We start from the raw sequence: 22,715 nt of genomic DNA on the forward strand, positions 1-22,715 counted from the left end.
AATAGATAATCGAATTTAATTCATACCATTTCAACCATCGTAAATCGTAGAGACGCACTGCAGTGCATCTACGCCCAGCTTATCCACAAACGTATATAATAACAAATCAATATAGTGTGTGGATTTCTAAAACGTGTAAATTTTTAAAGGCGTAACACAATAATCTAATTTTATATCAGATTCAAAAACATCATCGATTTGAGGAACAGATTCAAAAAATGAAAGACCAATTTTGATGGTTTCCGGTTTACATCTTGCAAGGAATTTATCATAAAACCCTTTTCCGTAACCAATTCGGTTTCCAAAAACATCAAAAGCCAAAAGCGGCACAAAAACCACATCAATATTCTCAACCGGAACTGGAAGTCCATTTACAGGTTCTGGAATATTATATTCGTTTTTTTTGATTTTAGTATTATCCGTTAATAAAAAATGAGTCATTTCTCTAGTTTCAAAATCACTTTTTGAAATCACAATTTCTTTATCTTTTCCGGAAAGTAAATGCAGAATAAACTCGGTATCAATTTCTTTTTGCTCTGTAATGGGGAGAAAAACATGATAATACGTTTTATCCCAAATAGGCATTTTAATTAAATTATTGGCAACAGCCAGGCTTTGTTCTTCGATATCACTTTCAGAAAGTGCTGTCCGAAGATTTTTATAATGAAGTCTCAGTTCTTTTTTATTCGTCGGCATTTAAAGGAGAATTTTTAGATAAATGATAAATCGCATCGCCTTCATAAACAATTGGCGAATGATTAGCATTAATAATATATCCGTCATGCGGTGCTTTTACTTTTTGCTCAAACTTCCCAAACGGATCTGTTATAATGGCTAAGATAGTTCCTTTGGTTACAAATTTACCAACCATATTATAATCATGCAGTAAACCTGAACATTTTGCACGAAGCCAAACCGAATATTTAATATAAGTCGAATCCTCATCTGCTTCTTCTACAAGATGTTTTGGATCAAGCATATTTAAATAACTCAAAAGACGTTTTACACCTTTTACTCCTTCGTTTGCAACGGCATCATTTATATCCAGTGATTTTCCGCCTTCAAACAAAAGCATTTTTACATTGGCTTTTTCGCAGGTATTTCTAAAAGAACCTCCTATGTTTCTTGAGTATAAGGTAAACGGCGCATTAAAAACATCTGCCAGTACTTTTAAATCGGGATTATTTTCTGTAATTCTAATCTGCGGTACATTAAAGCGGCTTGCTCCTCCGGCATGAAAATCGACTGCGTAATCTATAATGGGCAGAATTTGTTCTACAATATGATAGGCAAATCTGCTTGCCAGCGATCCTTTTTTGCTTCCGGGAAAAACACGATTTAAATCTCGGCCGTCAGGAAATTCGCGGGATTTATTAACGAACCCATACATATTGATAATTGGAATACAAATAATTGTTCCTCTTAACGGACGGTTTATTTTTTTGCTGATAATTTGTCTTACCACTTCGACACCGTTTATTTCGTCGCCGTGAATTCCTGCCGAAAATAAAACAACGGGGCCTTCAAGCTTTGAACGGCGTACAATTACAGGAATATTAAGTTTTGTTGTAGTATGTAATCGCGCTATTTCGACGTTTATGGTTTTATGTTCTCCCGGCAAAATTGATTCGCCAAAAATAACCAAGGGCTTGCTATTTTTCATGTAATTTTAAAAGCTAAATATAGAAATTATATTTAATATTTCTATATTTGCTTTTAACAACCAATTTCTTAAATAAACATAACAATAGACCAATTTACAATGAAAAAAGCACTAATCATGCTATGCGCATTAACTGTTATGGTTTCCTGCATGAGCAAAGAAGAAAAAATGAAGAAAGCTGAAGACGAGGGAAATGAAGTTATTGCTGTAAAATCCAAACTAATTGAAGGTGCAGGAAAAGCGCTTCAGGAACAAGGAAAAGCAGCGGCAAAAAGTGCATCAAAAGGAGTTGGAGATGTTATTAAGGGAATAAACTCAGGAATGAGCGAAAGTATCAATCAATCTGAAGTAATTCCTGAGGCAGCCTTTAAAGTAAATTTTGAAGAATGCAAAGCAGAAAAAATCTATGGATCTGATGCCGATAAAGTAAAAAAAGTAACGATTTACCTAATCGCTAAAAATGATTTTAAAGGTGATTTAATTCTTAAAGCTTTTAATGCAGATAAAAAAGAAATAGGCCGCAGCCGTTTAGCTGTAGACATCAAAAAAGATGATGCAAAATATGTCGATTTTTCATTTGATGAAAGAACACATTTACTACAAACAGAATATTTTACTATTAAATAAAATAACATTTCTCACAAAGAGTCCTTTTACTTCAAAAAGGACTCTTTTTTTAAAAGGGAATGCAAAAGAATTATATAATTTGAACTCAAAAGTTTAATTTTGTCTTATGCAGACTCCACTTGAACTTCAAATTCTCACTTTACCAGATAATCCCGGTGTGTATCAATATTATGATAAAGACGGGAAAATTTTATATGTCGGCAAAGCCAAAAATTTAAAGAAAAGAGTTTCCTCTTATTTCAATAAAATTCACGATACAGCTAAAACCAATGTTTTGGTTCGAAAAATTGTAACCATAAAACACATCGTGGTTCCTACTGAAACCGATGCGCTTTTGCTGGAAAACAATTTAATTAAAACACTGCAGCCAAGATATAATGTTTTGCTGCGTGATGATAAAAGCTATCCGTGGATCTGTATAAAAAAAGAACCTTTTTCGAGAATATTTTTAACCCGAAGAATGGTAAAAGACGGTTCTGAATATTTTGGTCCGTATACTAATTTCAAAATGGTTTATACTATTTTGGATTTAATTAAAGAATTATATCCGTTAAGAACCTGCACCTACGATTTAAGCGAATCGAATATTAATTCAGGCAAATTCAAAGTTTGTCTGGAATATCATATTGGCAATTGCAAAGGTCCGTGCGAAGGTTTGGAACCTCTTGAAGAATATCAGAGACAAGTAAACGCCATTCGCGAAATTCTTAAAGGAAATTTCAAAGAAAGTTTAAAGGATTTCAAAAAATTGATGACTAATTATGCGCAGAATTTACAATTTGAAGAAGCGCAGAAAATCAAAGAAAAAATTGATGTTCTTGAAAATTATCAGTCGAGATCGACAATTGTAAATCCAAAAATTACCAATATTGATGTATTTTCAATTGTATCTGACGAAAGCGCTGCTTATGTGAACTTTTTGCAGATTTCTCATGGATCAATTATTCGTTCGCACACTTTAGAAATGAAGAAAAAACTGGACGAAAGCGACGAAGAACTCTTAGAACTGGCAATTATTGAACTTCGCGAACGTTTCCATTTAATGTCAAAAGAAATAATTGTTCCTTTTGAAGTTGATTTGGGCGAAAACATCAAAATAACTGTTCCTCAGCTTGGCGATAAAAAACAGATTTTAGATTTATCGATCCGAAACGCAAAATTCTACCGAATTGAACAATTAAAACAATTGCAAATCGTAGATCCGGATCGTCATGTTAACAGAATCATGGCACAAATGCAGAAAGACTTACGACTTCCTGTAGAACCTCGCCATATAGAATGTTTTGATAACTCGAATATTCAGGGAACAAATCCCGTTGCAGCCTGCGTAGTCTTTAAAGACGGAAAACCAAGCAAAAAAGATTACCGCCATTTTAATGTAAAAACCGTTGAAGGCCCAGACGATTTTGCTTCGATGACCGAAATTGTAGGTCGTCGTTATAAAAGATTGCTGGAAGAAAATCAGCCCCTGCCGCAATTAATAATTATTGATGGTGGAAAAGGACAGCTTTCTGCCGCTTTAAAAAGTATTGATGAATTAGGTTTACGCGGCAAAATAACGATTATAGGAATTGCAAAACGTCTTGAAGAATTATTTTATCCAGGCGATTCTATTCCGCTTTATTTAGACAAAAGATCAGAAACTTTAAAAGTAATTCAGCAGTTACGAAACGAAGCCCACAGATTTGGAATCACCTTTCATCGCGACAAACGAAGCAAAGCGGCACTTAATTCATCTGTAGAAAGTATTCCCGGAATTGGCGAAAAAACCATGACAACGTTAATTCAACATTTTAAAAGTGTTAAAAGATTAAAATTAGCCACCGAAAAAGAAATATCTGCCGTAATTGGAGTATCAAAAGCCAAAAAAATTGTCGACTTTTACAAAACCAACTAGCTTAATTTTTATGCGCCTAAATCAACATTCAAATGTAACCATTCGGTCAAAAGAATTCTTTTTAAATTCTATTTGCACCGCATCGTGCATACTTCTTTTGTTGATGATGCTTTTTCCCGAAACCTCTTTTTCGCAGGAAATAAAACAAGACAGTGTAAAAAGACCAAAAATTGGTTTGGTTTTAAGTGGCGGCGGTGCAAAAGGTTTTGCTCACATTGGTGTTTTAAAAGTTTTGGAAGAAGCCGGAATCAAAATCGATTATATTGGAGGAACCAGTATGGGATCTGTAATTGGCGGATTGTATGCTTCTGGTTATAATGCTTCTCAAATAGATTCTATTTTCAAAAAAACCAATTTTGATGATTTAATAAACGATTATATTCCGCGTTCGTCTAAAAATTTCTACGGAAAGAAAAATGACGAATTATACGCTATCGTTTTACCCTTTAGCAATTTTAGAGTTGGAATTCCTGAGGCACTTTCAAAAGGAATGTACAATTATAATCTGCTTAGCAGTTTAACAAGGAACGTTCGTCACGTTCGTGATTTCAACAAACTTCCAACTCCATTTCTTTGTATTGGAACCAATATTGAAACTGGCGAAGAAGTATTGCTTAACAAAGGAAATCTGGTTCAGGCCATGATGGCGAGCGCTGCTTTCCCTTCCCTTTTTACACCTGTAGAAATAGACGGAAATTTATTGGTAGACGGTGGTGTGGTAAACAATTACCCTATAAAAGAAGTTCGCAATCTTGGTGCTGATATTATTATTGGTGTTGATGTTCAGGATGATTTAATGAAACGTAAAAACCTGAAAAACGCAACCCGAATTTTGGTTCAGATTACAAATCTGCAGTCTATTGACAAAATGAAAAACAAAATTAAAAACACAGATGTTTATATCAAACCAGACATTCGTGATTATGGCGTAATTTCATTCGATAAAGGAGAAGAAATCATTAGAAAAGGAGAAGAAGCCGCTTTTGCCGTTTATGAAAAAATTAAATCATTGGTAAATGAAGATAATTTTTATAAAAAACCCAAACTCAAAATTGCTTCAGACACACTTCGAATTGAAAAAATAAACAGTGATCCATTAGACAATTACACAAGAGAATACATTCGCGGAAAACTTCGCTTTAAACCCGGAAGCACGATTACTTATGATGATCTCAAAACCGGAATTAACAATCTGAATGCAACACAAAACTTTAGTACAATCTCGTATTGTTTACAGCCAAACGGCGAAAAAGATGATCTTGATTTAGTTTTAAAAGAAACCCCAACGCAGACATTTTTAAAATTAGGTCTTCATTATGACGGACTTTACAAAAGTGCCGTTTTATTAAACCTGACTCATAAAAAGACTTTCTTAAAAAACGATGTGACTTCGCTGGACATCATTTTAGGAGATAATTTTAGATATGATTTTAACTATTATGTCGAAAATGGTTTTAATATCAGCTTTGGTTTTCGTTCAAGACTCAATCAGTTTAATCGAAATGTTACAACCAGTTTAAGCGGATTGATTGCAGAAAATCAAAATCTAAACCTGATTAATGTCGATTTTATGGATTTGAGCAATCAAGCTTATTTTCAAACCATATTTGTGCAAAAGTTCTTAATGGGCGGCGGTTTAGAGTATAAATATCTTAAGATAAATTCGCCAACACTTTTAAATGCCGAAAATATAATCGACAAGAGTAATTATTTTAGTGCCTTTGCTTATTTAAAATATGATTCGTTTGACGATAAATATTATCCAAGTTCTGGATTATATTTCTCTACAGATTTACAAACCTATTTGGCATCATCTGATTATACTAATAAATTTAAGCCTTTTTCTATTGCAAAAGCAGAACTGTCATTTGTTAGAACTGTATTCAACAAAGCGACTGTAAAAATTGGAGCCGATGCCGGATTTAACATTGGCAGCGACAGTGTTCCATTTTTTGACTTTATATTAGGCGGTTACGGATATAATAAAATCAACAACTTTAATTATTTCTACGGATATGACTTTTTAAGTATTGCCGGAAACAGCTTTATAAAAACAGATATTACTTTAGACTATGAAATTCTAAAAAAGAATCATATTAATTTTTCGGCCAATTTTGCCAACTTAGGCGATGATATTTTCAGCACCGTTGATTGGGTTTCAATGCCAAAATATACCGGTTATGCATTAGGCTATGGATTAGAAACCATAATTGGACCTATCGAAATTAAGCAATCATGGTCGCCTCAAATGTCAAAAAGCTTTACATGGTTTAGTATAGGTTTTATGTTTTAATCTGATTTTTTATAAATATTTTATGTTATAAATAATATAATATGTAATTTTGATCAATAAAAATTACGACATTTGTCATAATGAAAACAAATTGGACAGGTTTATTAGAGTATCTTCAATTCCTCATCAAGAGAAATCCTGAATAATGGCTCTATCGAATTGAGATAATTAGTCAATTGAAAAATTGAACTGATTATTTATTCTGCAATTCAAATTTTCGAATTATCTAATTTACAAATTATCTAATTGAAAAAGCCATGCCACTATATCATAAACTTGGGGATTTTCCTCAAAAAAGACACACCCAGTTCGAAAAACCAAACGGCGGATTTTACTATGAACAATTGTTTGGAACAGAAGGTTTTCACGGACATTCTTCTTTATCTTATCATGTTCACAGACCAACTCAGGTTAAAGAAATTTTAAATTCATATTCAGTTGAACCAAAAATTGCCATTGGCAAAAACATAAAATCACTTTTATTTAAAGGTTTTGAATTAAAACCCGAAAATGATTTTCTTGACAGCCGAAAAGCAATGCTTGTCAACAAAGACTGCATTATTGGTTTGGCTGCGCCGAAAGAATCGCTTCGAAATTATTTCTATAAAAATGCCGATGCCGATGAAATGCTTTTCATTCATAGAGGAAAAGGAAAATTAAGAACCATGCTGGGAAATATTCCATTTGAATATGGCGATTATTTGATTATTCCACGCGGCATTATTTATCAAATTGATTTCGAAACAGAAGACAACCGACTATTTTATGTTGAGTCATATTCTCCTTTTTATACTCCAAAACGTTATAAAAACCAATCTGGTCAGCATTTAGAGCATTCGCCATTTTGCGAACGCGATTTTATTTTGCCAAACGAATTGGAAACGCATGATGAAAAAGGTGATTTTTTAATTAAAATCAAAAAAGAAGGAATGCTTCACGAAGTAGTTTACGCCACACATCCGTTTGACGTTGTGGGCTGGGACGGCTATAATTTTCCTTATGGATTTTCAATTCATAATTTTGAACCTATCACGGGTCGTGTTCACCAACCGCCACCGGTTCACCAAACTTTTGAAACAGCAACATTTGTAGTTTGTTCTTTCTGCCCGAGACTTTACGATTACCATCCAAAAGCAATTCCGGCACCTTACAATCACAGCAATATAGATTCAGATGAAGTACTCTATTATGTTGACGGTGATTTTATGAGTCGTAACAATATTGAGCAAGGCCACATTACTTTACATCCAAAAGGAATTCCACACGGTCCGGCTCCCGGCGCCATGGAACGCAGTATTGGCCACAAAGAAACTCAGGAACTAGCTGTAATGGTTGATACTTTCAGACCTTTAATGGTTACGGAAGAAGCTATGGGTCTGGATGAAGGACAGTATTATAAATCTTGGACCGAGTAAAAAAAAAATTTAACCGCAAAGCACACAAAGAAAAACACGCAAAGAACGCAAAGCTTTGCGAACATAGCGTAAAACTTTGCGCTCTTTGCGGTTAAAAACACAATCAAAAAAACAACACTTTCGGTTAAACAAATAAACGATTAACCGATTAAACAAAATAAACATCATGAGTAAAGAAGTAAAATCAGTAGAATACGGATTAGAAAAAATATTTGAAGGAGCACAAGATTTCCTTCCGTTATTAGGAACAGATTATGTGGAATTTTATGTGGGCAATGCAAAACAGGCTGCACATTATTATAAATCTGCTTTTGGTTATCAGTCTTTGGCATATGCCGGATTAGAAACCGGAGTAAAAGACAGAGCATCTTACGTTTTAAAGCAAGACAAAATCAGAATTGTTTTAACAACGCCTTTAACAGCTGATTCTCCAATAAACGAACATTTGAAAAAACATGGCGACGGAGTAAAAGTTGCAGCACTTTGGGTTGAGGATGCAACAAAATCTTACGAAGAAACTATAAAACGTGGTGCGCGTTCTTTTATGGAACCAACTGTAGAAGAAGATGAGTTTGGACAAGTTGTTCGTTCCGGAATTTACACTTACGGAGAAACTGTTCATATTTTTGTAGAAAGAAAAAACTACAACGGTGTTTTCCTTCCGGGATACAGAGAATGGAAATCTGATTTTAACCCAGAATCAACCGGACTAAAATACATTGACCACATGGTTGGAAATGTTGGCTGGAACGAAATGAATACTTGGGTAAAATTCTATGAAGAAGTTATGGGATTTGTAAACTTCTTATCTTTTGACGACAAACAAATTACTACAGAATACTCTGCATTGATGAGTAAAGTAATGTCAAACGGAAACGGAAGAATTAAATTTCCAATCAATGAACCAGCAGAAGGAAAGAAAAAATCTCAGATTGAGGAATATTTAGATTTTTACGGCGGACCTGGAATTCAGCACATCGCAATCGCAACAGATGATATTATTAAAACAGTTTCACAGTTAAGAGCGCGTGGTGTAGAATTTTTATCAGCTCCTCCACATACATATTATCAGGCAATTCCGGAAAGATTAGGAGTTCATATGGATATGATGAAAGAAGACTTAAACGAAATTGAGAAACTTGCAATCATGGTCGATGCCGATGAAGATGGTTATCTTTTACAAATATTTACAAAACCAGTGCAGGACAGACCAACACTTTTCTTCGAAATTATTCAAAGAATGGGTGCAAAAGGATTCGGCGCAGGGAACTTTAAAGCTCTGTTTGAGTCAATTGAGCGCGAACAAGAATTGAGAGGAACTTTGTAAAAATGCATTATTTTTACATTATGCAAAAAAAATCCCTATAAAATGATGATTTTTATGCAAATGTTATGTTAAACTTACTATTTGCTATTTTTTTTATCGATTTTGTATCTATCTTTGCACTCGCAAATCAAGAAGGGGTGGTTTCCTTCTGAATTGATATAAATTTCATAATTTATAGTTTTTTGGTTAGTTAATAGCATAAAAACTCAGTCTTCTTGACTGAGTTTTTTTGTTTTAGTACATTTGGAATAGAATTTGCATTTATCTATCTTTATAATAGAATGTAAAAAATGTACTATGAAAAAGTTCATCCTCACTATATTAATTCTTTCTACATTAAGCTTCGATACACAAAAAGAAGACGCTTTTAATACGGGAGAATATTTCAAATTTAGAATTCATTACGGAATTGTAAACGCCGGGTATGCCACTCTGGAAGTTAAAGACGCTACAATAAACAACAAAAAAGTCCATCATGCTGTAGGTAAAGGATATACCACCGGAATGTCAAAATTTTTCTTTAAGGTTGAAGATCTTTATGAAAGCTATTTTGATAAAGAAACCGGAGAACCTTATCGTTTCGTACGTAAAATTGACGAAGGAGGTTACACCAAAAATCAGGAAGGTTTTTTTAACCAAAGTGAAAATAGAGTTTTAGTAAAAGACTATAAAAGAAAAACCGAAAAAACGATCGTAGTTACTGAGAATGTGCAGGATATCGTTTCTTCATTTTACTTTTTAAGAAACCATCCTAATATAGATAAATTAAAATCAGGCGAGGCAATTACAATTGACATGTTTTTTGATGATGAAATCACAAAATTTAAGTTAAAATATGTAGGCCGTCAAGATATTACAACTAAATTTGGAACCGTTTCTACAATGATTTTTAAACCATTGGTGCAAACCGGAAGGGTTTTTAAAGAAAAAGAAAGCCTAACGCTCTGGATAACAGACGACGTGAACAAAGTTCCAATTAGAATTAAAGCAGATCTTGCTGTAGGATCGTTAAAAGCAGATCTCGATGAATATAAAGGACTCCAAAGTCCGCTTAAAGTAAAAAAGAAATGAACCTAACTGATAATTCAGAATCAATTTTAAAAGAAATTGATCTTAAATTTCAAGCCATAAACCAAAAAACTGATGTTCAGTTAGAAGGATTGCTTTGGTCTAAACCCATTACTTATTGGGATTATATTCAAACTGATGCTCTTCTAAATTTACAAATACAACGCACAACACTTCCTGATGAAATGGTTTTTATCATGTATCATCAGGTAAACGAATTAATTTTTAAAATGATTTTGTGGGAAATCGACCAAATCGCCGATGCACAAAATATTCAGGTTGATTTTTTCAGCGAAAGACTTTCAAGAATTACACGTTATTTCGACATGCTTACCAATTCATTCAGCATTATGGAAAACGGAATGGAAGTCGATCAATACATGAAATTTAGAAATACACTTACTCCTGCAAGTGGTTTTCAGAGCGCACAATATAGAATGATTGAGTTTGCATCTACTGATGTTATTAATTTAACAGACAGAAGATACAAAGATGGCTTTGATGAAAATACTGACTTAGAAACTTCATTCGAACATTTATATTGGCAGGCAGCAGGAAAAGATTATCACACTGGCGAAAAATCATACTTATTAAATGAGTTTGAAAAAAAATACAAAGATCAGTTCCTAAAACAAATCTCTACGTTTAAAACAAAAAACATCTGGCAGAAATTTACTCAATTACCACTTGAAGATCAGCAAAATGCTGAACTGATTAAAGCAATGCGTCACTACGACGAAACTGTAAACATTACATGGGTAATGCAGCATTTAAATACGGCAAGAAAATACATTTTGGAAAGCGGAAAAGGTAACGGAGAAGCGACCGGAGGAAGTGACTGGCAAAAATATATGCATCCAAAATACCAAAGACGCATCTTTTTTCCTAAATTGTGGACCGAAGAAGAATTGTCCAATTGGGGAAATGAAAATCCACTATAATTTCCTCCAAAAAATTTAAGAGTTTGAAAAAAGCATTCGTAATTATAATAGTATTATTTTCAATATTTTCATGTAATAAAACCGCTGAAAAAGTTGAAATTAAAATTACAAAACCAAAAACTAAAAAAATCGAATTTGGTTTTAATTACGCAGATTTTAATGTTGTTAACGACACAATTTCAAAAGGCGATTCTTTTGGTTCTATTTTGCAAAGCCAAAATATTGGCAATAAAAAAGTACATGACATTGTAGAACAGGTAAAAGATTCTTTTAATGTAAGATCAATTCGTTACAACAAACCTTTTACTTTACTTCGTTCAAAAAACAAAACCAATAATCTTCAGGTCTTTATTTATCAGCCTGATGCTTTAACTTATTATGTTATTGATTTAAGAGACAGCATTGCAAAAGCTTATAAAAAAGTAAAACCGGTTACTTTAAAAAGAAAAATTATTGGCGGTGTTTTAAAAAGCTCACTTTCTGAAACTTTAGGAAACGAAAGTGTCGAAACAGCTCTTGCCAGCAGAATTACAAAAGTATTTTCATGGTCAATTGACTTTTTTAAACTTAAAAAAGGCGATCGTTACGGCCTAATTTTTACGGAACGTTTTATAAACGGAAAAACTTACGATGGAGTTGAAGATCTTGAAGCTGCTTTTTTTGAATATAAAGGAAAAATCGTTTATGCCTTCCCTTTTGAAAAAGATACGCTTTCAGGAAAAGTAGAATATTATGATGACGAAGGAAAAACACTTAAAAATTTCTTCTTAAAAACACCAATCAAATTCAGCCGAATCACTTCAAGATTCACCATGAATAGGTTTCATCCTGTGCAGCATACCTGGAAAGCACACAAAGGAACTGATTATGCTGCTCCAACCGGAACCCCAATTTCAACAACCGCTTCTGGAGTTGTAGAAATGACAGGATATACAGCCGGAAATGGGAACTTTGTAAAAGTAAAACACAACGCAACCTACTCTACGCAATATTTACACATGTCCAGAATTTTAGTAAAACGCGGACAAAGAGTTACGCAGGGACAAACTATAGGTTTAGTTGGAAGCACAGGTTTAGCTTCTGGTCCTCACGTTTGTTATCGTTTCTGGAAAAACGGCGTTCAGGTAGATGCACTTCGATTAAATTTACCAACCGGAGAATCTTTAACAGGAAATGACAAAACCCGTTTCTTCAAGCAAATCGAACCTTTGAAAAGAGAACTGGACAGTATTGGGAATTTGTAAAAAACTAAAACTTACTTCTAAAAAATAGAAATATGAAAAACGCTCGGCTTAAAGCGATTTACAATGAAACTTTTTCAGATTTAAAACTATTTTACAGAGACACCAATTTACCGGACAATTTAATCGCTAATTATAGAGTTGGACAGATCATTCAGGAAAAAGGATTTACTGACATGACTTCTATGGGCGGAGGACTTTCGGGAAATCTTAGATATTTAATTGCAAGTGCGCATCCAAAAGACTTATCAAAATTCAATCCTGATTCTGCAAAAATTGGTCATTATCTTTTAGACAGTATTGCGTATTTTAAGGTATTAGACATTTACAAAATTGGAGATAAAACTCAGGTTTTTCTTTTAAACATTCCAGACAATTCAATCTCACTTTTCAAAAATTCATCTTCAAATCTCGAAGAAGAAATTACAGAAAAAGCCCGAAAAAAATTCAGCAGTAAAAATAATGCCGAGCTGATTCCGGAATTACAAACCGAAAATTGGAAAGAAAGAACCAAATCGCCAATTGGCATGGATGATAATGGTATTTTATTTTTTGACGATTCGAAAATTAAAAAGGAATCCTTAAAAAGAATAGAAATTGATATTGAGAAGAAAATCATCCATATTAATAAAAAACCGTGGTGGAAAATTTGGTGATTATTTTATGTGTATAATTGTGAGACATCCTCTTTTTATATTTTTACCTTTAATTATGATTGGATGTTCTCGTCCAAAAGCATTTGTCTTAAACGATACTTCTGAAAATAAATATTTTGTTTCAGAATTAGTAAACAAAGCCTATAAGGAAAATCAAATTGAGAAATGTCCTTTAATTGTAATTAATGGAATTCCATTTGAATACAATAAAAATCAAGACAGTATATTTTTACCTCTTAAAAAATCCGACATCATTAGTTTAAATTTCTTAAATATAAACAGCAGTCGTATTATATATAATGAAAAAGAAAATGACGGAGCTATTATAATAACTACAAAAACATCAAAACACCCATAAAACGTTTTCGTAACTAATTGTTATATAATCTTTATCCGTTAAGCTATTAAAAGTTATTTCAGTATTTTTGTGTTTCTAAAAAAAACAAAATCTTCAATAAAAATACAAATGGCTTTAAACACAACAAACCCAACCGGGACTGAAGCGTGGAAAAATCTGCAAAACCACTTTAATGCAATTCACGAAACAACGATACAAGAATTATTTCAGCAGGATAATGCCCGTGCAGAAAAATTCAATTTACAATGGAATGATTTTTTAGTTGATTATTCTAAAAACAATATTAGCCAGGAAACCATTTCTCTTTTATTAGAATTAGCAAATTCTATTGGATTAAAAGATGCTATTTCTCAATATTTTGGAGGCGCATTAATTAACCAAACCGAAAACCGTGCGGTTCTTCATACTGCTTTACGCGCACCAGAATCGGCAGTAATTAATGTAGACGGAGAAAATGTAATTCCGGAAGTTTACGAAGTAAAAAACAAAATCAAAAATTTTGCAAACGAAGTAATTTCGGGAGAAAGAAAAGGATATACAGGAAAAGCGTTTACAGACATTGTAAATATTGGAATTGGAGGATCTGATCTTGGTCCTGTTATGGCAGTTGAAGCTTTACAATTTTACAAAAATCATTTAAATACACATTTCGTTTCAAATGTTGATGGAGATCATGTAAACGAAATCATTAAAAAATTAAACCCGGAAACTACTTTATTTGTAATTGTTTCTAAAACGTTTACGACTCAGGAAACGCTTTCAAACTCAGAAACTATTAAAGAATGGTTTTTGAAATCTGCAAAACAGGAAGATATTGCAAAACATTTCGCTGCAGTTTCGACTAATATTCCAAAAGTAACAGAATTTGGAATCAATCCTGACAATGTTTTCCCAATGTGGGACTGGGTTGGAGGAAGATTTTCTCTTTGGAGCGCTGTTGGTTTAAGCATTGCTCTGGCTGTTGGTTTTGACAACTACAATCAGTTATTAGCAGGTGCTAATGAAATGGACGAACATTTTAAATCTTCGGAATTTGATGAAAACATTCCTGTAATTTTAGCTTTATTGAGCGTTTGGTATAATAATTTCTTTGGCGCCGAAAGTGAAGCTTTAATTCCTTATACACAATACCTTCACAAACTAGCCCCATATTTGCAACAGGCATTTATGGAAAGTAACGGAAAAAGCGTTGGCCGTGATGGAAAACCAGTAAATTATCAAACCGGAACTATTATTTGGGGAGAGCCTGGAACAAATTCACAACATGCCTTTTTCCAATTAATTCATCAGGGTACAAAATTAATTCCAACGGATTTTATTGGATTTGTAAAACCATTATATGGAAATGAAGATCATCATGATAAATTGATGTCAAACTTTTTTGCTCAGACAGAAGCTTTATTAAACGGAAAAACTCCGGCGCAAGTTCAGGCAGAATTTGACAAACAAGGTTTATCTGCAGAAAAAGCATCTTATTTATTGCCTTTTAAAGTTTTTACAGGAAATAAACCAACGAATACAATTTTGATTCAAAAACTTACACCAAAAACACTAGGATCACTAATTGCAATGTATGAACACAAAATTTTTGTTCAGGGTGTTATCTGGAATATTTTCAGTTTTGACCAATGGGGAGTTGAATTAGGAAAACAACTGGCAAATTCTATTTTAGACGAAATAAATTCTAAAAGTGTTAAAGACCACGACAGTTCTACGTCATTTTTACTGAACCACTTTTTAAAAAACAAATAAAACTTAACTAAAAGTTTAATTTTATAAAACACTGAAACGCCTTGATTTAACAAAAATTAAGGCGTTTTTTCGTATAGAACATATCCAAAATTGCTGTTTTTTAACAATAAATGAAAGTTTACACCTACACTTATGCGAATAATATTGTCAATTTAACAAAATAACACCAATCAAATTTAATAAATCACGATTTTATTTATTGAAAACTTAAAAAATCATTTTAATACGCAATACAAATTACAAAAGTTAACTTTCTTAACATTTTGATAACATTATCTGATTTTAATGTTATAATTTTGCCAAAAACAATAAACTAAATAGCAACATGAGGAAAATGAAAAATTGGTTAATTACCGGACTATTTTTTATGATAGTTTCAACCGTATTTTCACAAGGAAAAGTTACTGGTACTATTACCGACGGTACAGGTTCATTACCAGGAGCAAACGTACAGATCAAAGGATCTTCTACGGCAACTTCAACAGACTTTGATGGTAAATTTACCCTTAATGCAACAACAAGTACGGGAGAAATTGTTATTTCTTACCTAGGTTACGAAAACAAAACTGTAAAATTTACAGTAAACGGTGGCACTGCAAACGTAGGAACTATTACTTTAGAATCTAATTCTAACGAATTAAGCGAGATTGTAGTAAAAAGTACAGTTGTAGATATTGCGAAAGACAGAAAAACTCCGGTTGCTGTTTCTACAATTAAAGCTGCAGAAATTAAAGAAAAATTAGGAACTCAGGAATTTCCTGAAATCTTAAGAAACACACCTTCTGTATATGTTACTAAATCAGGTGGTGGTTTTGGAGATGCTAGAATTAACATTCGTGGTTTCAACCAAAACAATATTGCCGTAATGATTAACGGTATGCCAGTTAACGACATGGAAAATGGTTCTGTTTACTGGAGTAACTGGGCAGGTTTATCAGATGTAACATCTGCTATGCAGGTTCAAAGAGGTTTAGGTTCTTCTAAACTCGCTACTCCTTCTGTTGGAGGTACAATTAACATTGTAACTAAATCTTCTGACATGAAAGAAGGAGGATCTTTCTCTTCTGGTTTCGGAAATGGAAGAAACTTCAAAATTCAAGGATCTTACAATACAGGAAAATTAGAAAACGGTCTTTCTGCATCTGTATTATTATCTCAAACAATGGGAGATGGTTACATTCCGGGAACTCAATTTGAAGGATCAAACTATTTCATCGCTTTAGGTTATGGAACTAAAGATGACAAACACAACTTTCAACTTACTGTAACTGGTGCTCCACAATGGCACAACCAGAGATCTACAGCTTCTACAATTGCAACTTACCAAAAATATGGTTCTCTTGCTGAACCAAACATCAGATACAATCCTGATACAGGTTATTTAAATGGTGAGCAATATAACATCAGAAAAAACTACTACCACAAACCAGTAGCTTCTTTTAACTGGGATTACAACATTAATGAAACTACAAAACTTTCTTCTGTACTTTATGCGTCTATGGGACGTGGAGCTGGAGCAAGTGCTACAGGTGGTATTGGAGGAAATGTTTACAACAGTTCAGTTTTCTTATTACCAAACGGTATGGTTGATTACGACAAAATCCAAGCTTGGAATAATGGTACTGGAAGTGTTTTCTTTAATGGAGCAAACAGAACTAGAACACAAATTGGAGGTGTATACCAAAATAGTTCTTCAACAGGTAGAACTGGTGCAGGAAATACTGCTGATCCATACGTTTACAATACTACATCTGGTATTTCACAAACTTCATCTATCAACTCTCATGACTGGTTTGGAGCTTTAATCAACTTGAACAAAAAATTATCTAGCACATTAACATTAGATTTTGGTATTGATGCTAGAACTTACACTGGATACCACTTTACAGTAGTAAATGATTTATTAGGAGGTGGTGAATTCTTCGATAACAATATCGCTAGTTTAAAACCAGCTGGAAGACATCTTACATCTACTTACGCTACAAACGTTCAATGGAATGTTTTTGATAAGAGAGATTATGATAAAATCTCATTTAACAGTACTGGAAAAGTTAGATGGTATGGTGCATTTACACAATTAGAGTACTCTAAAGATAATTTAACTGCATTTGTTCAGGGAGCAATTTCTCAACAAGGATTTAAGAGAGAAGATAATTTCGTATACTTACCAACTGATCCATTAGCATCTACAGATTACGAAAACATCTTAGGTGGAAATGCAAAAGCAGGTGCTAACTACAACATCAACGAAAAACACAATGTTTACGTTAATGCTGGATACTACTCAAGACAACCATTCTTTAACTCAGTTTATCCAAACAACAGATCTACAGTAAACCCTAACCTTACTAATGAGAAAATTACTGGATTTGAAGCTGGATATGGTTTCCGTTCAAGATTCTTTAACGCTACAGTAAACCTTTACAACACAACTTGGAACGACAGATACTTAAAAGGTAACGCTCTTCCTGCTGGTAATGGAATTGCTGCAAACACAACTTATACTGAGTTTACAGGTCTTAACGAGGTTCACTCTGGAATTGAGTTTGAAGGATCTTCTAACATTACAGATAAATTCAAAGTTAACGCTATGTTCTCTTACGGTATCTGGGAATACAAAGGAAACGCAAGTGTAAACGCTTACTACCAAGCAGACAATACTCCAGTTGCTGGATATACTGCTGCTACAGTATACATGGACAAAGTAAAAGTTGGTGATGCTGCACAAATGACAGCTTCAGTTGGAGCTTCTTATGAAGTTTTAACAAGAGTAACTGTTGATGCAAATTATAACTTTAACGATAAATTATACGCTGGATTAAGCCCTACAACATTTACAAGTGCAGATAACAAAGGAGCTTTACAATTACCTTCTTACGGTTTATTTGACGCTGGTTTCTCATACAAAATGTTAACAGGTAAAAACAAAGACAAATCAGTTAACTTTAGATTAAACGTAAATAACTTATTTGACAAAATTTACATTGCTGAGTCTAGAACAAACATTTTTGCTGATGACAACGTAAGTTCAAATGCTGCTGCAGGAACTTATGCTTCAAACAACAGATTGTACAGAGGTTTAGCAGATGGTAACCAGGTATTCTTTGGTTTCGGAAGAACTTGGAACTTTACTCTACGTTACGATTTCTAAAATTTAGAATCTAAATAAATAATAAAAACGGCATTGACTTTTAAAGTGAATGCCGTTTTTTTATGGCCATTTTTGTTATATTTGTTTTTAACAAAAAAACACAGTTTATGTATCATTTTTTACAAAAATTTCACTCGGGCTGGGCATACTTAGCACTACTGCTTTTAGTGTTCGCCGTTATAAATGCCATTATAGGTTTTACTTCTAAAAAAGAGTTTACAGCAAAAGATCGTAAAATTTCTTTATTTGCCTTAATTGGAACCCACACACAGTTATTGATTGGATTAATCCTTTATTTCGTTTCTCCGCTGGGGAAAGATTCTTTAGGACAAATGTCAAATGCTGCACTAAGATTAACATCATTAGAACATCCGCTTATTAACCTTATTGCCATAGTTTTAATAACAATAGGATGGTCAAAACATAAAAAACTAATCAACAGCGAATCTAAATTTAAAACTTTCGCTATTTTTTACGGATTAGGATTGATACTTATTTTGAGTAGAATTCCTTGGAACCTATGGTTCTAAAAAATACCAATTAAAAGCCCTGGAAACATAGGGCTTTTTTTTTCTCGGCATATTATTTGTACAAACTCCCCCAAGTCTGAAAAAAAATAAATCATGAGTAAAAAAACAATTATTCTCACCACATTAACAACAACTTTTTTAAGTTGTTTTACCTACGTTATAAGCCAGACCAAACCAGTAATTGATCCTAAAAAACCTCAAGACACTGTAAAAAACATCAGGCCTGATATTATTGCTCTTCCAACCGATTCTGTTTTTACAGATAAAGGTTTAAAGTTAAAAGCGTACAAAAAAAATGCTCACGCATCTTACTACTCCGATAAATTTAACGGAAGGAAAACGGCAAATGGAAGCAGATTTAATAATAGCAAATACACTGCAGCACACAAAAAACTTCCTTTTGGGACTCGAGTAAAAGTAACCAACGAAGCCAACGGAAAATTTGTAATTGTAAAAATAACCGATCGTGGTCCATTTGTAAAAACCCGCGAAATAGATCTTTCGAAAAGAGCTTTTATGGAAATCACCAAAAACAAAGGTGCCGGAGCTATGAAAGTAACTCTTGAAACTATAGTCGAATAAATAAAAAATCCCGCTTTTCAGCGGGATTTTCTGTTTAAACTAATTTTCTCAAAGTCATTATAATTCCGGTATGAATTCCTTCGTGATAGTTGTTGAAGTTTAAAGCATCATGTACATTTCGAAGCGTAAATCCCATACTTGTTGTATATTCGGTATAATCAACAAAAAGTCCGCTTTCAAAATCATTTTTTGTTTTCTCGAATGTTTCTGAAAGTAAGTTTCTTACTTCGTTTACTTCTTCTTGCGAAACATCTCCTTCTGGTTTGGTTCCTTTGCGATATTTTGAAATAAATTCTTCAGTAACCATTGTTGGAAGACCTGACAGCTTATAAACCAATGTTTGCTGCGCTGCAACACAATGCGCAATATTCCAAATGATATTATTATTAAATCCTTCCGGAATTTTATTTAATTGTTCTAATGAATGGCTGTCTAAAATCTTTAGCAGAATTTCTCTAATCGTTTTTTGTACTTCAAAAATTGGGTTCATCGTTTATTTTTTTTCTAAAATTAGTCATTTTTCAATTTCAAATGGATTTTCTTTGTAATCTAATTCAATTCAAAAATCATGAACAAAATATACTATTTAGCCTCTTGCGATACGTGCAGAAAAATCATAAAAAGTCTTCCAGAAAACAATTTGGTATTTCAAGACATCAGACAAGATCCTATTACAGAAGAACAATTAGATGAAATGCACAAATTGGCAGGAAGTTATGAAGCATTGTTCAGCAGAAAAGCACAATTGTACAAATCAATGGGTTTAAAAGATCAATCGTTGACTGAAGCTGATTTTAAAAAATATATTCTGGAACATTATACTTTTTTAAGCCGTCCGGTTTTTATTATTGACGGAAAAATTTACATCGGCAACAGCCAAAAAAATGTTGCAGAAGTAATACAAGCATTATCGTAAGAATACTATTAAAGTTTGATGTATAAAACTGATTCACAATTTACAACACAAGGCATCAAACTTTTAATTATCTTTGCGCCTTTATACTCAATTATATGATACAATCTATGACAGGGTTTGGCAAAGCCTCTTTGCAACTGCCTACAAAAAAGATTACAGTCGAAGTAAAATCCTTAAACAGTAAAGGTTTAGATTTAAACGTAAGAATGCCATCGGTTTACCGTGAAATGGAATTAGGTTTACGAACGCAGATCTCGACCAAACTCGAAAGAGGAAAAGTTGATTTTGCTATTTATGTAGAAAGTACAGCAGAACAAACTTCGACAAAAGTAAACGTGCCTGTTGTAAAATCTTATATCGCGCAATTGAGAGAAGTTTATGCCAATGCAGATGAAACGGAATTGATGAAAATGGCCGTTCGTATGCCGGATACCTTAAAAACAGAACGCGAAGAAATCGACGAAAATGACTGGGAACAAATTCAGGTCATTATTGATGAAGCAATCCAAAATATCCTAAACTTTAGAAAAGACGAAGGTGAATCTCTTGAAAGAGAATTCAACTTACGAATTGGAAATATCCGCCAGTTAATGAACGATACTTTAGCTCTTGATCCAGAACGCGTTCAGGCAATTAAAGATCGTCTCCATACTGCTATTTCAGAACTGCAGGTTAATGTTGACGAAAATCGATTTGAACAGGAATTAATCTATTATTTAGAAAAATTAGATATCACGGAAGAAAAAGTTCGTTTAGGTAATCATTTGGATTATTTCCTTGAAACTTTAAATGGCTCTGAAGCTAACGGACGTAAACTTGGTTTTATTACTCAGGAAATGGGTCGTGAAATCAATACAATGGGTTCTAAATCAAATCATGCTCAAATGCAGAAATTGGTCGTAATGATGAAAGATGAATTGGAGAAGATTAAAGAGCAAGTATTAAACGTCTTATAATACAACTACACAAAATTAAAGCTTAGAGCCTATTGCTTAAAGCCTAAAGCATACACAATGAACAAAGGAAAACTAATTGTTTTTTCGGCACCGTCAGGATCAGGAAAAACAACTATCGTAAAACATTTATTAGGACAAGAAGATTTAAATCTTGAATTTTCGATTTCGGCAGCATCGCGTGCACCGCGTGGCGAAGAAGTTCACGGAAAAGATTATTATTTTATTTCTTTAGAAGAATTCAAAAAACATATTAAAGCGGAAGATTTTCTGGAGTGGGAAGAAGTTTACCGTGATAACTTTTACGGAACTTTAAAATCGGAGATTGAAAGAATCTGGGCTTTAGGAAAAAATGTCATTTTTGATATTGACGTAGTTGGCGGTCTTCGTATTAAACATAAATTTCCAGAAGAAACTCTGGCAGTTTTTGTAAAACCTCCAAGTGTTGACGAATTAAAACGCCGATTAAAACAGCGCTCTACAGAAAGTGAAGACAAAATCAATATGCGTATTGCAAAAGCTTCTGTAGAATTAGCAACAGCTCCACAGTTTGATGTGATTATAAAAAACTATGATTTACCAGTTGCACTTGAAGAAGCGCATCAATTGGTAAAAGATTTCATAAGCAAGTAATTTTATTACACCGAGATTCACAAAGAAAAAACACAAAGATTCGCAGAGTTCTAATAAAACTTTGCGAATCTTTGTGTTATCTTAGCGCCTCTCTGCGAAACAATAAAAAATGAAAATAGGTCTTTATTTCGGCACATATAACCCAATTCATGTCGGGCATTTGATTATTGCCAATCATATGGCAGAATATGCCGATTTAGATCAGATTTGGATGGTCGTGACTCCTCATAATCCGTTAAAGAAAAAAGCAACGCTTTTAGACGATCATCAGCGATTAGAAATGGTTTTTCTGGCAACAGAAGATTATCCAAAGATAAAACCGTCGGATATCGAATTTAAATTACCTCAACCGAGTTACACTGTTATTACTCTCGCGCATTTACAGGAAAAATACCCTAATCATGAGTTTTCTTTAATAATGGGTGAAGACAATTTGAAAACGCTTCATAAATGGAGAAACTACGAAGTAATTCTGGAAAATCATGATATTTATGTTTATCCAAGAATTTCTGATGAACCTGAAAATATGGAATTAAAATCGCATCCAAAAATTCATGTTATTGATGCGCCGATTGTAGAGATTTCTTCCACCTTTATTCGAAATAATATCAAAGAAGGAAAAAATATTCAGCCTTTACTTCCTCCGAAGGTTTGGGACTATATTGATCATAATAATTTTTACAGGAAATAAAAGATCACATACAATATTGTC

At 33.3% G+C, this 22,715-nt stretch carries 21 protein-coding genes; 18 read left to right on the plus strand and 3 right to left on the minus strand.

The features are described from left to right. Nucleotides 1–126: 126 nt before the first annotated feature. Together ABD859_RS04055 and ABD859_RS04060 are read right to left on the minus strand one after the other, a co-directional pair. The gene (locus tag ABD859_RS04055; protein WP_345140601.1) at nucleotides 127–696 is read right to left on the minus strand and encodes a 5-formyltetrahydrofolate cyclo-ligase; all 570 of its coding nucleotides are present in this window, start codon (nucleotides 694–696) and stop codon (nucleotides 127–129) included. Next, the gene (locus ABD859_RS04060) at nucleotides 683–1,663 is read right to left on the minus strand and encodes a succinylglutamate desuccinylase/aspartoacylase family protein (protein ID WP_345140604.1); all 981 of its coding nucleotides are present in this window, start codon (nucleotides 1,661–1,663) and stop codon (nucleotides 683–685) included. The genes ABD859_RS04055 and ABD859_RS04060 overlap by 14 nt, the downstream gene beginning before the upstream one ends. A 99-nt stretch (nucleotides 1,664–1,762) precedes the next feature. Here ABD859_RS04060 and ABD859_RS04065 point away from each other — a divergent pair, with 99 nt between their 5' ends. The 14 genes from ABD859_RS04065 (at nucleotide 1,763) to ABD859_RS04130 (ending at nucleotide 19,501) form a co-directional block, all read left to right on the plus strand. Beyond that, nucleotides 1,763–2,290 carry a hypothetical protein gene (locus ABD859_RS04065; protein ID WP_345140606.1) on the plus strand — a complete coding sequence of 176 codons (528 nt, stop codon included), beginning with the start codon at nucleotides 1,763–1,765 and terminating at the stop codon, nucleotides 2,288–2,290. 106 nt (nucleotides 2,291–2,396) lie between these two features. After that, nucleotides 2,397–4,187 carry an excinuclease ABC subunit UvrC gene (gene uvrC / locus ABD859_RS04070; protein ID WP_345140609.1) on the plus strand — a complete coding sequence of 597 codons (1,791 nt, stop codon included), beginning with the start codon at nucleotides 2,397–2,399 and terminating at the stop codon, nucleotides 4,185–4,187. Nucleotides 4,188–4,197: 10 nt separating this feature from the next. Beyond that, entirely contained in the window at nucleotides 4,198–6,480 is a 2,283-nt protein-coding gene (locus ABD859_RS04075; protein WP_345140612.1) for a patatin-like phospholipase family protein, read from the plus strand. A 257-nt stretch (nucleotides 6,481–6,737) separates the two neighbouring features. Then, nucleotides 6,738–7,895 carry a homogentisate 1,2-dioxygenase gene (locus tag ABD859_RS04080; protein ID WP_345140615.1) on the plus strand — a complete coding sequence of 386 codons (1,158 nt, stop codon included), beginning with the start codon at nucleotides 6,738–6,740 and terminating at the stop codon, nucleotides 7,893–7,895. Nucleotides 7,896–8,061: 166 nt separating this feature from the next. Next, nucleotides 8,062–9,222, plus strand: coding sequence for a 4-hydroxyphenylpyruvate dioxygenase (gene hppD, locus ABD859_RS04085; protein ID WP_345140618.1), 1,161 nt, complete (start codon nucleotides 8,062–8,064; stop codon nucleotides 9,220–9,222). Nucleotides 9,223–9,519: 297 nt separating this feature from the next. Next, a complete protein-coding gene (locus tag ABD859_RS04090) occupies nucleotides 9,520–10,293 on the plus strand; it encodes a DUF3108 domain-containing protein (RefSeq protein WP_345140621.1) in 774 nt (257 codons plus the stop codon). Next, nucleotides 10,290–11,231: a tryptophan 2,3-dioxygenase family protein gene (locus ABD859_RS04095; protein ID WP_345140623.1), complete on the plus strand. Its 942-nt coding sequence runs from the start codon at nucleotides 10,290–10,292 to the stop codon at nucleotides 11,229–11,231. Before ABD859_RS04090 ends, ABD859_RS04095 begins: the two co-directional genes overlap by 4 nt. Nucleotides 11,232–11,254: 23 nt before the next feature. Further along, nucleotides 11,255–12,475, plus strand: a complete 1,221-nt coding sequence (locus ABD859_RS04100; protein WP_345140626.1) for a peptidoglycan DD-metalloendopeptidase family protein — start codon at nucleotides 11,255–11,257, stop codon at nucleotides 12,473–12,475. Nucleotides 12,476–12,507: 32 nt separating this feature from the next. Beyond that, complete coding sequence (locus ABD859_RS04105; protein ID WP_345140628.1) at nucleotides 12,508–13,128, plus strand: hypothetical protein; 621 nt, start codon at nucleotides 12,508–12,510, stop codon at nucleotides 13,126–13,128. A gap of 55 nt (nucleotides 13,129–13,183) precedes the next feature. Next, nucleotides 13,184–13,486 carry a hypothetical protein gene (locus ABD859_RS04110; protein WP_345140630.1) on the plus strand — a complete coding sequence of 101 codons (303 nt, stop codon included), beginning with the start codon at nucleotides 13,184–13,186 and terminating at the stop codon, nucleotides 13,484–13,486. Nucleotides 13,487–13,594: 108 nt separating this feature from the next. Further along, complete coding sequence (gene pgi / locus ABD859_RS04115) at nucleotides 13,595–15,238, plus strand: glucose-6-phosphate isomerase (RefSeq protein ID WP_345140633.1); 1,644 nt, start codon at nucleotides 13,595–13,597, stop codon at nucleotides 15,236–15,238. 325 nt (nucleotides 15,239–15,563) lie between these two features. Beyond that, the gene (locus ABD859_RS04120) at nucleotides 15,564–18,389 is read left to right on the plus strand and encodes a TonB-dependent receptor (RefSeq protein WP_345140636.1); all 2,826 of its coding nucleotides are present in this window, start codon (nucleotides 15,564–15,566) and stop codon (nucleotides 18,387–18,389) included. A 107-nt stretch (nucleotides 18,390–18,496) separates the two neighbouring features. Further along, the gene (locus ABD859_RS04125; protein ID WP_345140638.1) at nucleotides 18,497–18,919 is read left to right on the plus strand and encodes a hypothetical protein; all 423 of its coding nucleotides are present in this window, start codon (nucleotides 18,497–18,499) and stop codon (nucleotides 18,917–18,919) included. Between the two features lie 93 nt (nucleotides 18,920–19,012). Continuing rightward, the gene (locus ABD859_RS04130; RefSeq protein WP_425554224.1) at nucleotides 19,013–19,501 is read left to right on the plus strand and encodes a septal ring lytic transglycosylase RlpA family protein; all 489 of its coding nucleotides are present in this window, start codon (nucleotides 19,013–19,015) and stop codon (nucleotides 19,499–19,501) included. Between the two features lie 34 nt (nucleotides 19,502–19,535). Here the strand turns inward: ABD859_RS04130 and ABD859_RS04135 are convergent, their stop codons facing one another. After that, nucleotides 19,536–19,991 (minus strand): DinB family protein, encoded by a 456-nt coding sequence (locus tag ABD859_RS04135; protein WP_345140641.1) that lies wholly within the window; start codon nucleotides 19,989–19,991, stop codon nucleotides 19,536–19,538. Between the two features lie 78 nt (nucleotides 19,992–20,069). Here ABD859_RS04135 and ABD859_RS04140 point away from each other — a divergent pair, with 78 nt between their 5' ends. The 4 genes from ABD859_RS04140 to nadD all read left to right on the plus strand — a co-directional run bounded on the left by ABD859_RS04140 (nucleotide 20,070) and on the right by nadD (nucleotide 22,694). Then, nucleotides 20,070–20,417, plus strand: a complete 348-nt coding sequence (locus tag ABD859_RS04140; RefSeq protein WP_345140644.1) for an arsenate reductase family protein — start codon at nucleotides 20,070–20,072, stop codon at nucleotides 20,415–20,417. A 95-nt stretch (nucleotides 20,418–20,512) separates the two neighbouring features. Next, the gene (locus tag ABD859_RS04145) at nucleotides 20,513–21,373 is read left to right on the plus strand and encodes a YicC/YloC family endoribonuclease (protein ID WP_345140647.1); all 861 of its coding nucleotides are present in this window, start codon (nucleotides 20,513–20,515) and stop codon (nucleotides 21,371–21,373) included. Between the two features lie 57 nt (nucleotides 21,374–21,430). Beyond that, nucleotides 21,431–22,003: a guanylate kinase gene (gmk, locus tag ABD859_RS04150; RefSeq protein ID WP_345140650.1), complete on the plus strand. Its 573-nt coding sequence runs from the start codon at nucleotides 21,431–21,433 to the stop codon at nucleotides 22,001–22,003. Nucleotides 22,004–22,112: 109 nt separating this feature from the next. Next, nucleotides 22,113–22,694: a nicotinate (nicotinamide) nucleotide adenylyltransferase gene (gene nadD / locus ABD859_RS04155; RefSeq protein ID WP_345140653.1), complete on the plus strand. Its 582-nt coding sequence runs from the start codon at nucleotides 22,113–22,115 to the stop codon at nucleotides 22,692–22,694. Nucleotides 22,695–22,715: the final 21 nt, after the last annotated feature.

Source organism: Flavobacterium ginsengiterrae (assembly GCF_039539785.1).
In the GTDB taxonomy this organism is placed as follows: Bacteria; Bacteroidota; Bacteroidia; order Flavobacteriales; family Flavobacteriaceae; genus Flavobacterium; species Flavobacterium ginsengiterrae.

What these genes read in the sequence shown, in the direction of transcription:
- ABD859_RS04055 (WP_345140601.1), bottom strand. Translation starts at nt 696, where the DNA reads ATGCCGACGAATAAAAAAGAACTGAGACTTCATTATAAAAATCTTCGG.
- ABD859_RS04060 (WP_345140604.1), bottom strand. Translation starts at nt 1,663, where the DNA reads ATGAAAAATAGCAAGCCCTTGGTTATTTTTGGCGAATCAATTTTGCCG.
- ABD859_RS04065 (WP_345140606.1), top strand. Translation starts at nt 1,763, where the DNA reads ATGAAAAAAGCACTAATCATGCTATGCGCATTAACTGTTATGGTTTCC.
- uvrC (WP_345140609.1), top strand. Translation starts at nt 2,397, where the DNA reads ATGCAGACTCCACTTGAACTTCAAATTCTCACTTTACCAGATAATCCC.
- ABD859_RS04075 (WP_345140612.1), top strand. Translation starts at nt 4,198, where the DNA reads ATGCGCCTAAATCAACATTCAAATGTAACCATTCGGTCAAAAGAATTC.
- ABD859_RS04080 (WP_345140615.1), top strand. Translation starts at nt 6,738, where the DNA reads ATGCCACTATATCATAAACTTGGGGATTTTCCTCAAAAAAGACACACC.
- hppD (WP_345140618.1), top strand. Translation starts at nt 8,062, where the DNA reads ATGAGTAAAGAAGTAAAATCAGTAGAATACGGATTAGAAAAAATATTT.
- ABD859_RS04090 (WP_345140621.1), top strand. Translation starts at nt 9,520, where the DNA reads ATGAAAAAGTTCATCCTCACTATATTAATTCTTTCTACATTAAGCTTC.
- ABD859_RS04095 (WP_345140623.1), top strand. Translation starts at nt 10,290, where the DNA reads ATGAACCTAACTGATAATTCAGAATCAATTTTAAAAGAAATTGATCTT.
- ABD859_RS04105 (WP_345140628.1), top strand. Translation starts at nt 12,508, where the DNA reads ATGAAAAACGCTCGGCTTAAAGCGATTTACAATGAAACTTTTTCAGAT.
- ABD859_RS04110 (WP_345140630.1), top strand. Translation starts at nt 13,184, where the DNA reads ATGATTGGATGTTCTCGTCCAAAAGCATTTGTCTTAAACGATACTTCT.
- pgi (WP_345140633.1), top strand. Translation starts at nt 13,595, where the DNA reads ATGGCTTTAAACACAACAAACCCAACCGGGACTGAAGCGTGGAAAAAT.
- ABD859_RS04120 (WP_345140636.1), top strand. Translation starts at nt 15,564, where the DNA reads ATGAGGAAAATGAAAAATTGGTTAATTACCGGACTATTTTTTATGATA.
- ABD859_RS04125 (WP_345140638.1), top strand. Translation starts at nt 18,497, where the DNA reads ATGTATCATTTTTTACAAAAATTTCACTCGGGCTGGGCATACTTAGCA.
- ABD859_RS04130 (WP_425554224.1), top strand. Translation starts at nt 19,013, where the DNA reads ATGAGTAAAAAAACAATTATTCTCACCACATTAACAACAACTTTTTTA.
- ABD859_RS04135 (WP_345140641.1), bottom strand. Translation starts at nt 19,991, where the DNA reads ATGAACCCAATTTTTGAAGTACAAAAAACGATTAGAGAAATTCTGCTA.
- ABD859_RS04140 (WP_345140644.1), top strand. Translation starts at nt 20,070, where the DNA reads ATGAACAAAATATACTATTTAGCCTCTTGCGATACGTGCAGAAAAATC.
- ABD859_RS04145 (WP_345140647.1), top strand. Translation starts at nt 20,513, where the DNA reads ATGATACAATCTATGACAGGGTTTGGCAAAGCCTCTTTGCAACTGCCT.
- gmk (WP_345140650.1), top strand. Translation starts at nt 21,431, where the DNA reads ATGAACAAAGGAAAACTAATTGTTTTTTCGGCACCGTCAGGATCAGGA.
- nadD (WP_345140653.1), top strand. Translation starts at nt 22,113, where the DNA reads ATGAAAATAGGTCTTTATTTCGGCACATATAACCCAATTCATGTCGGG.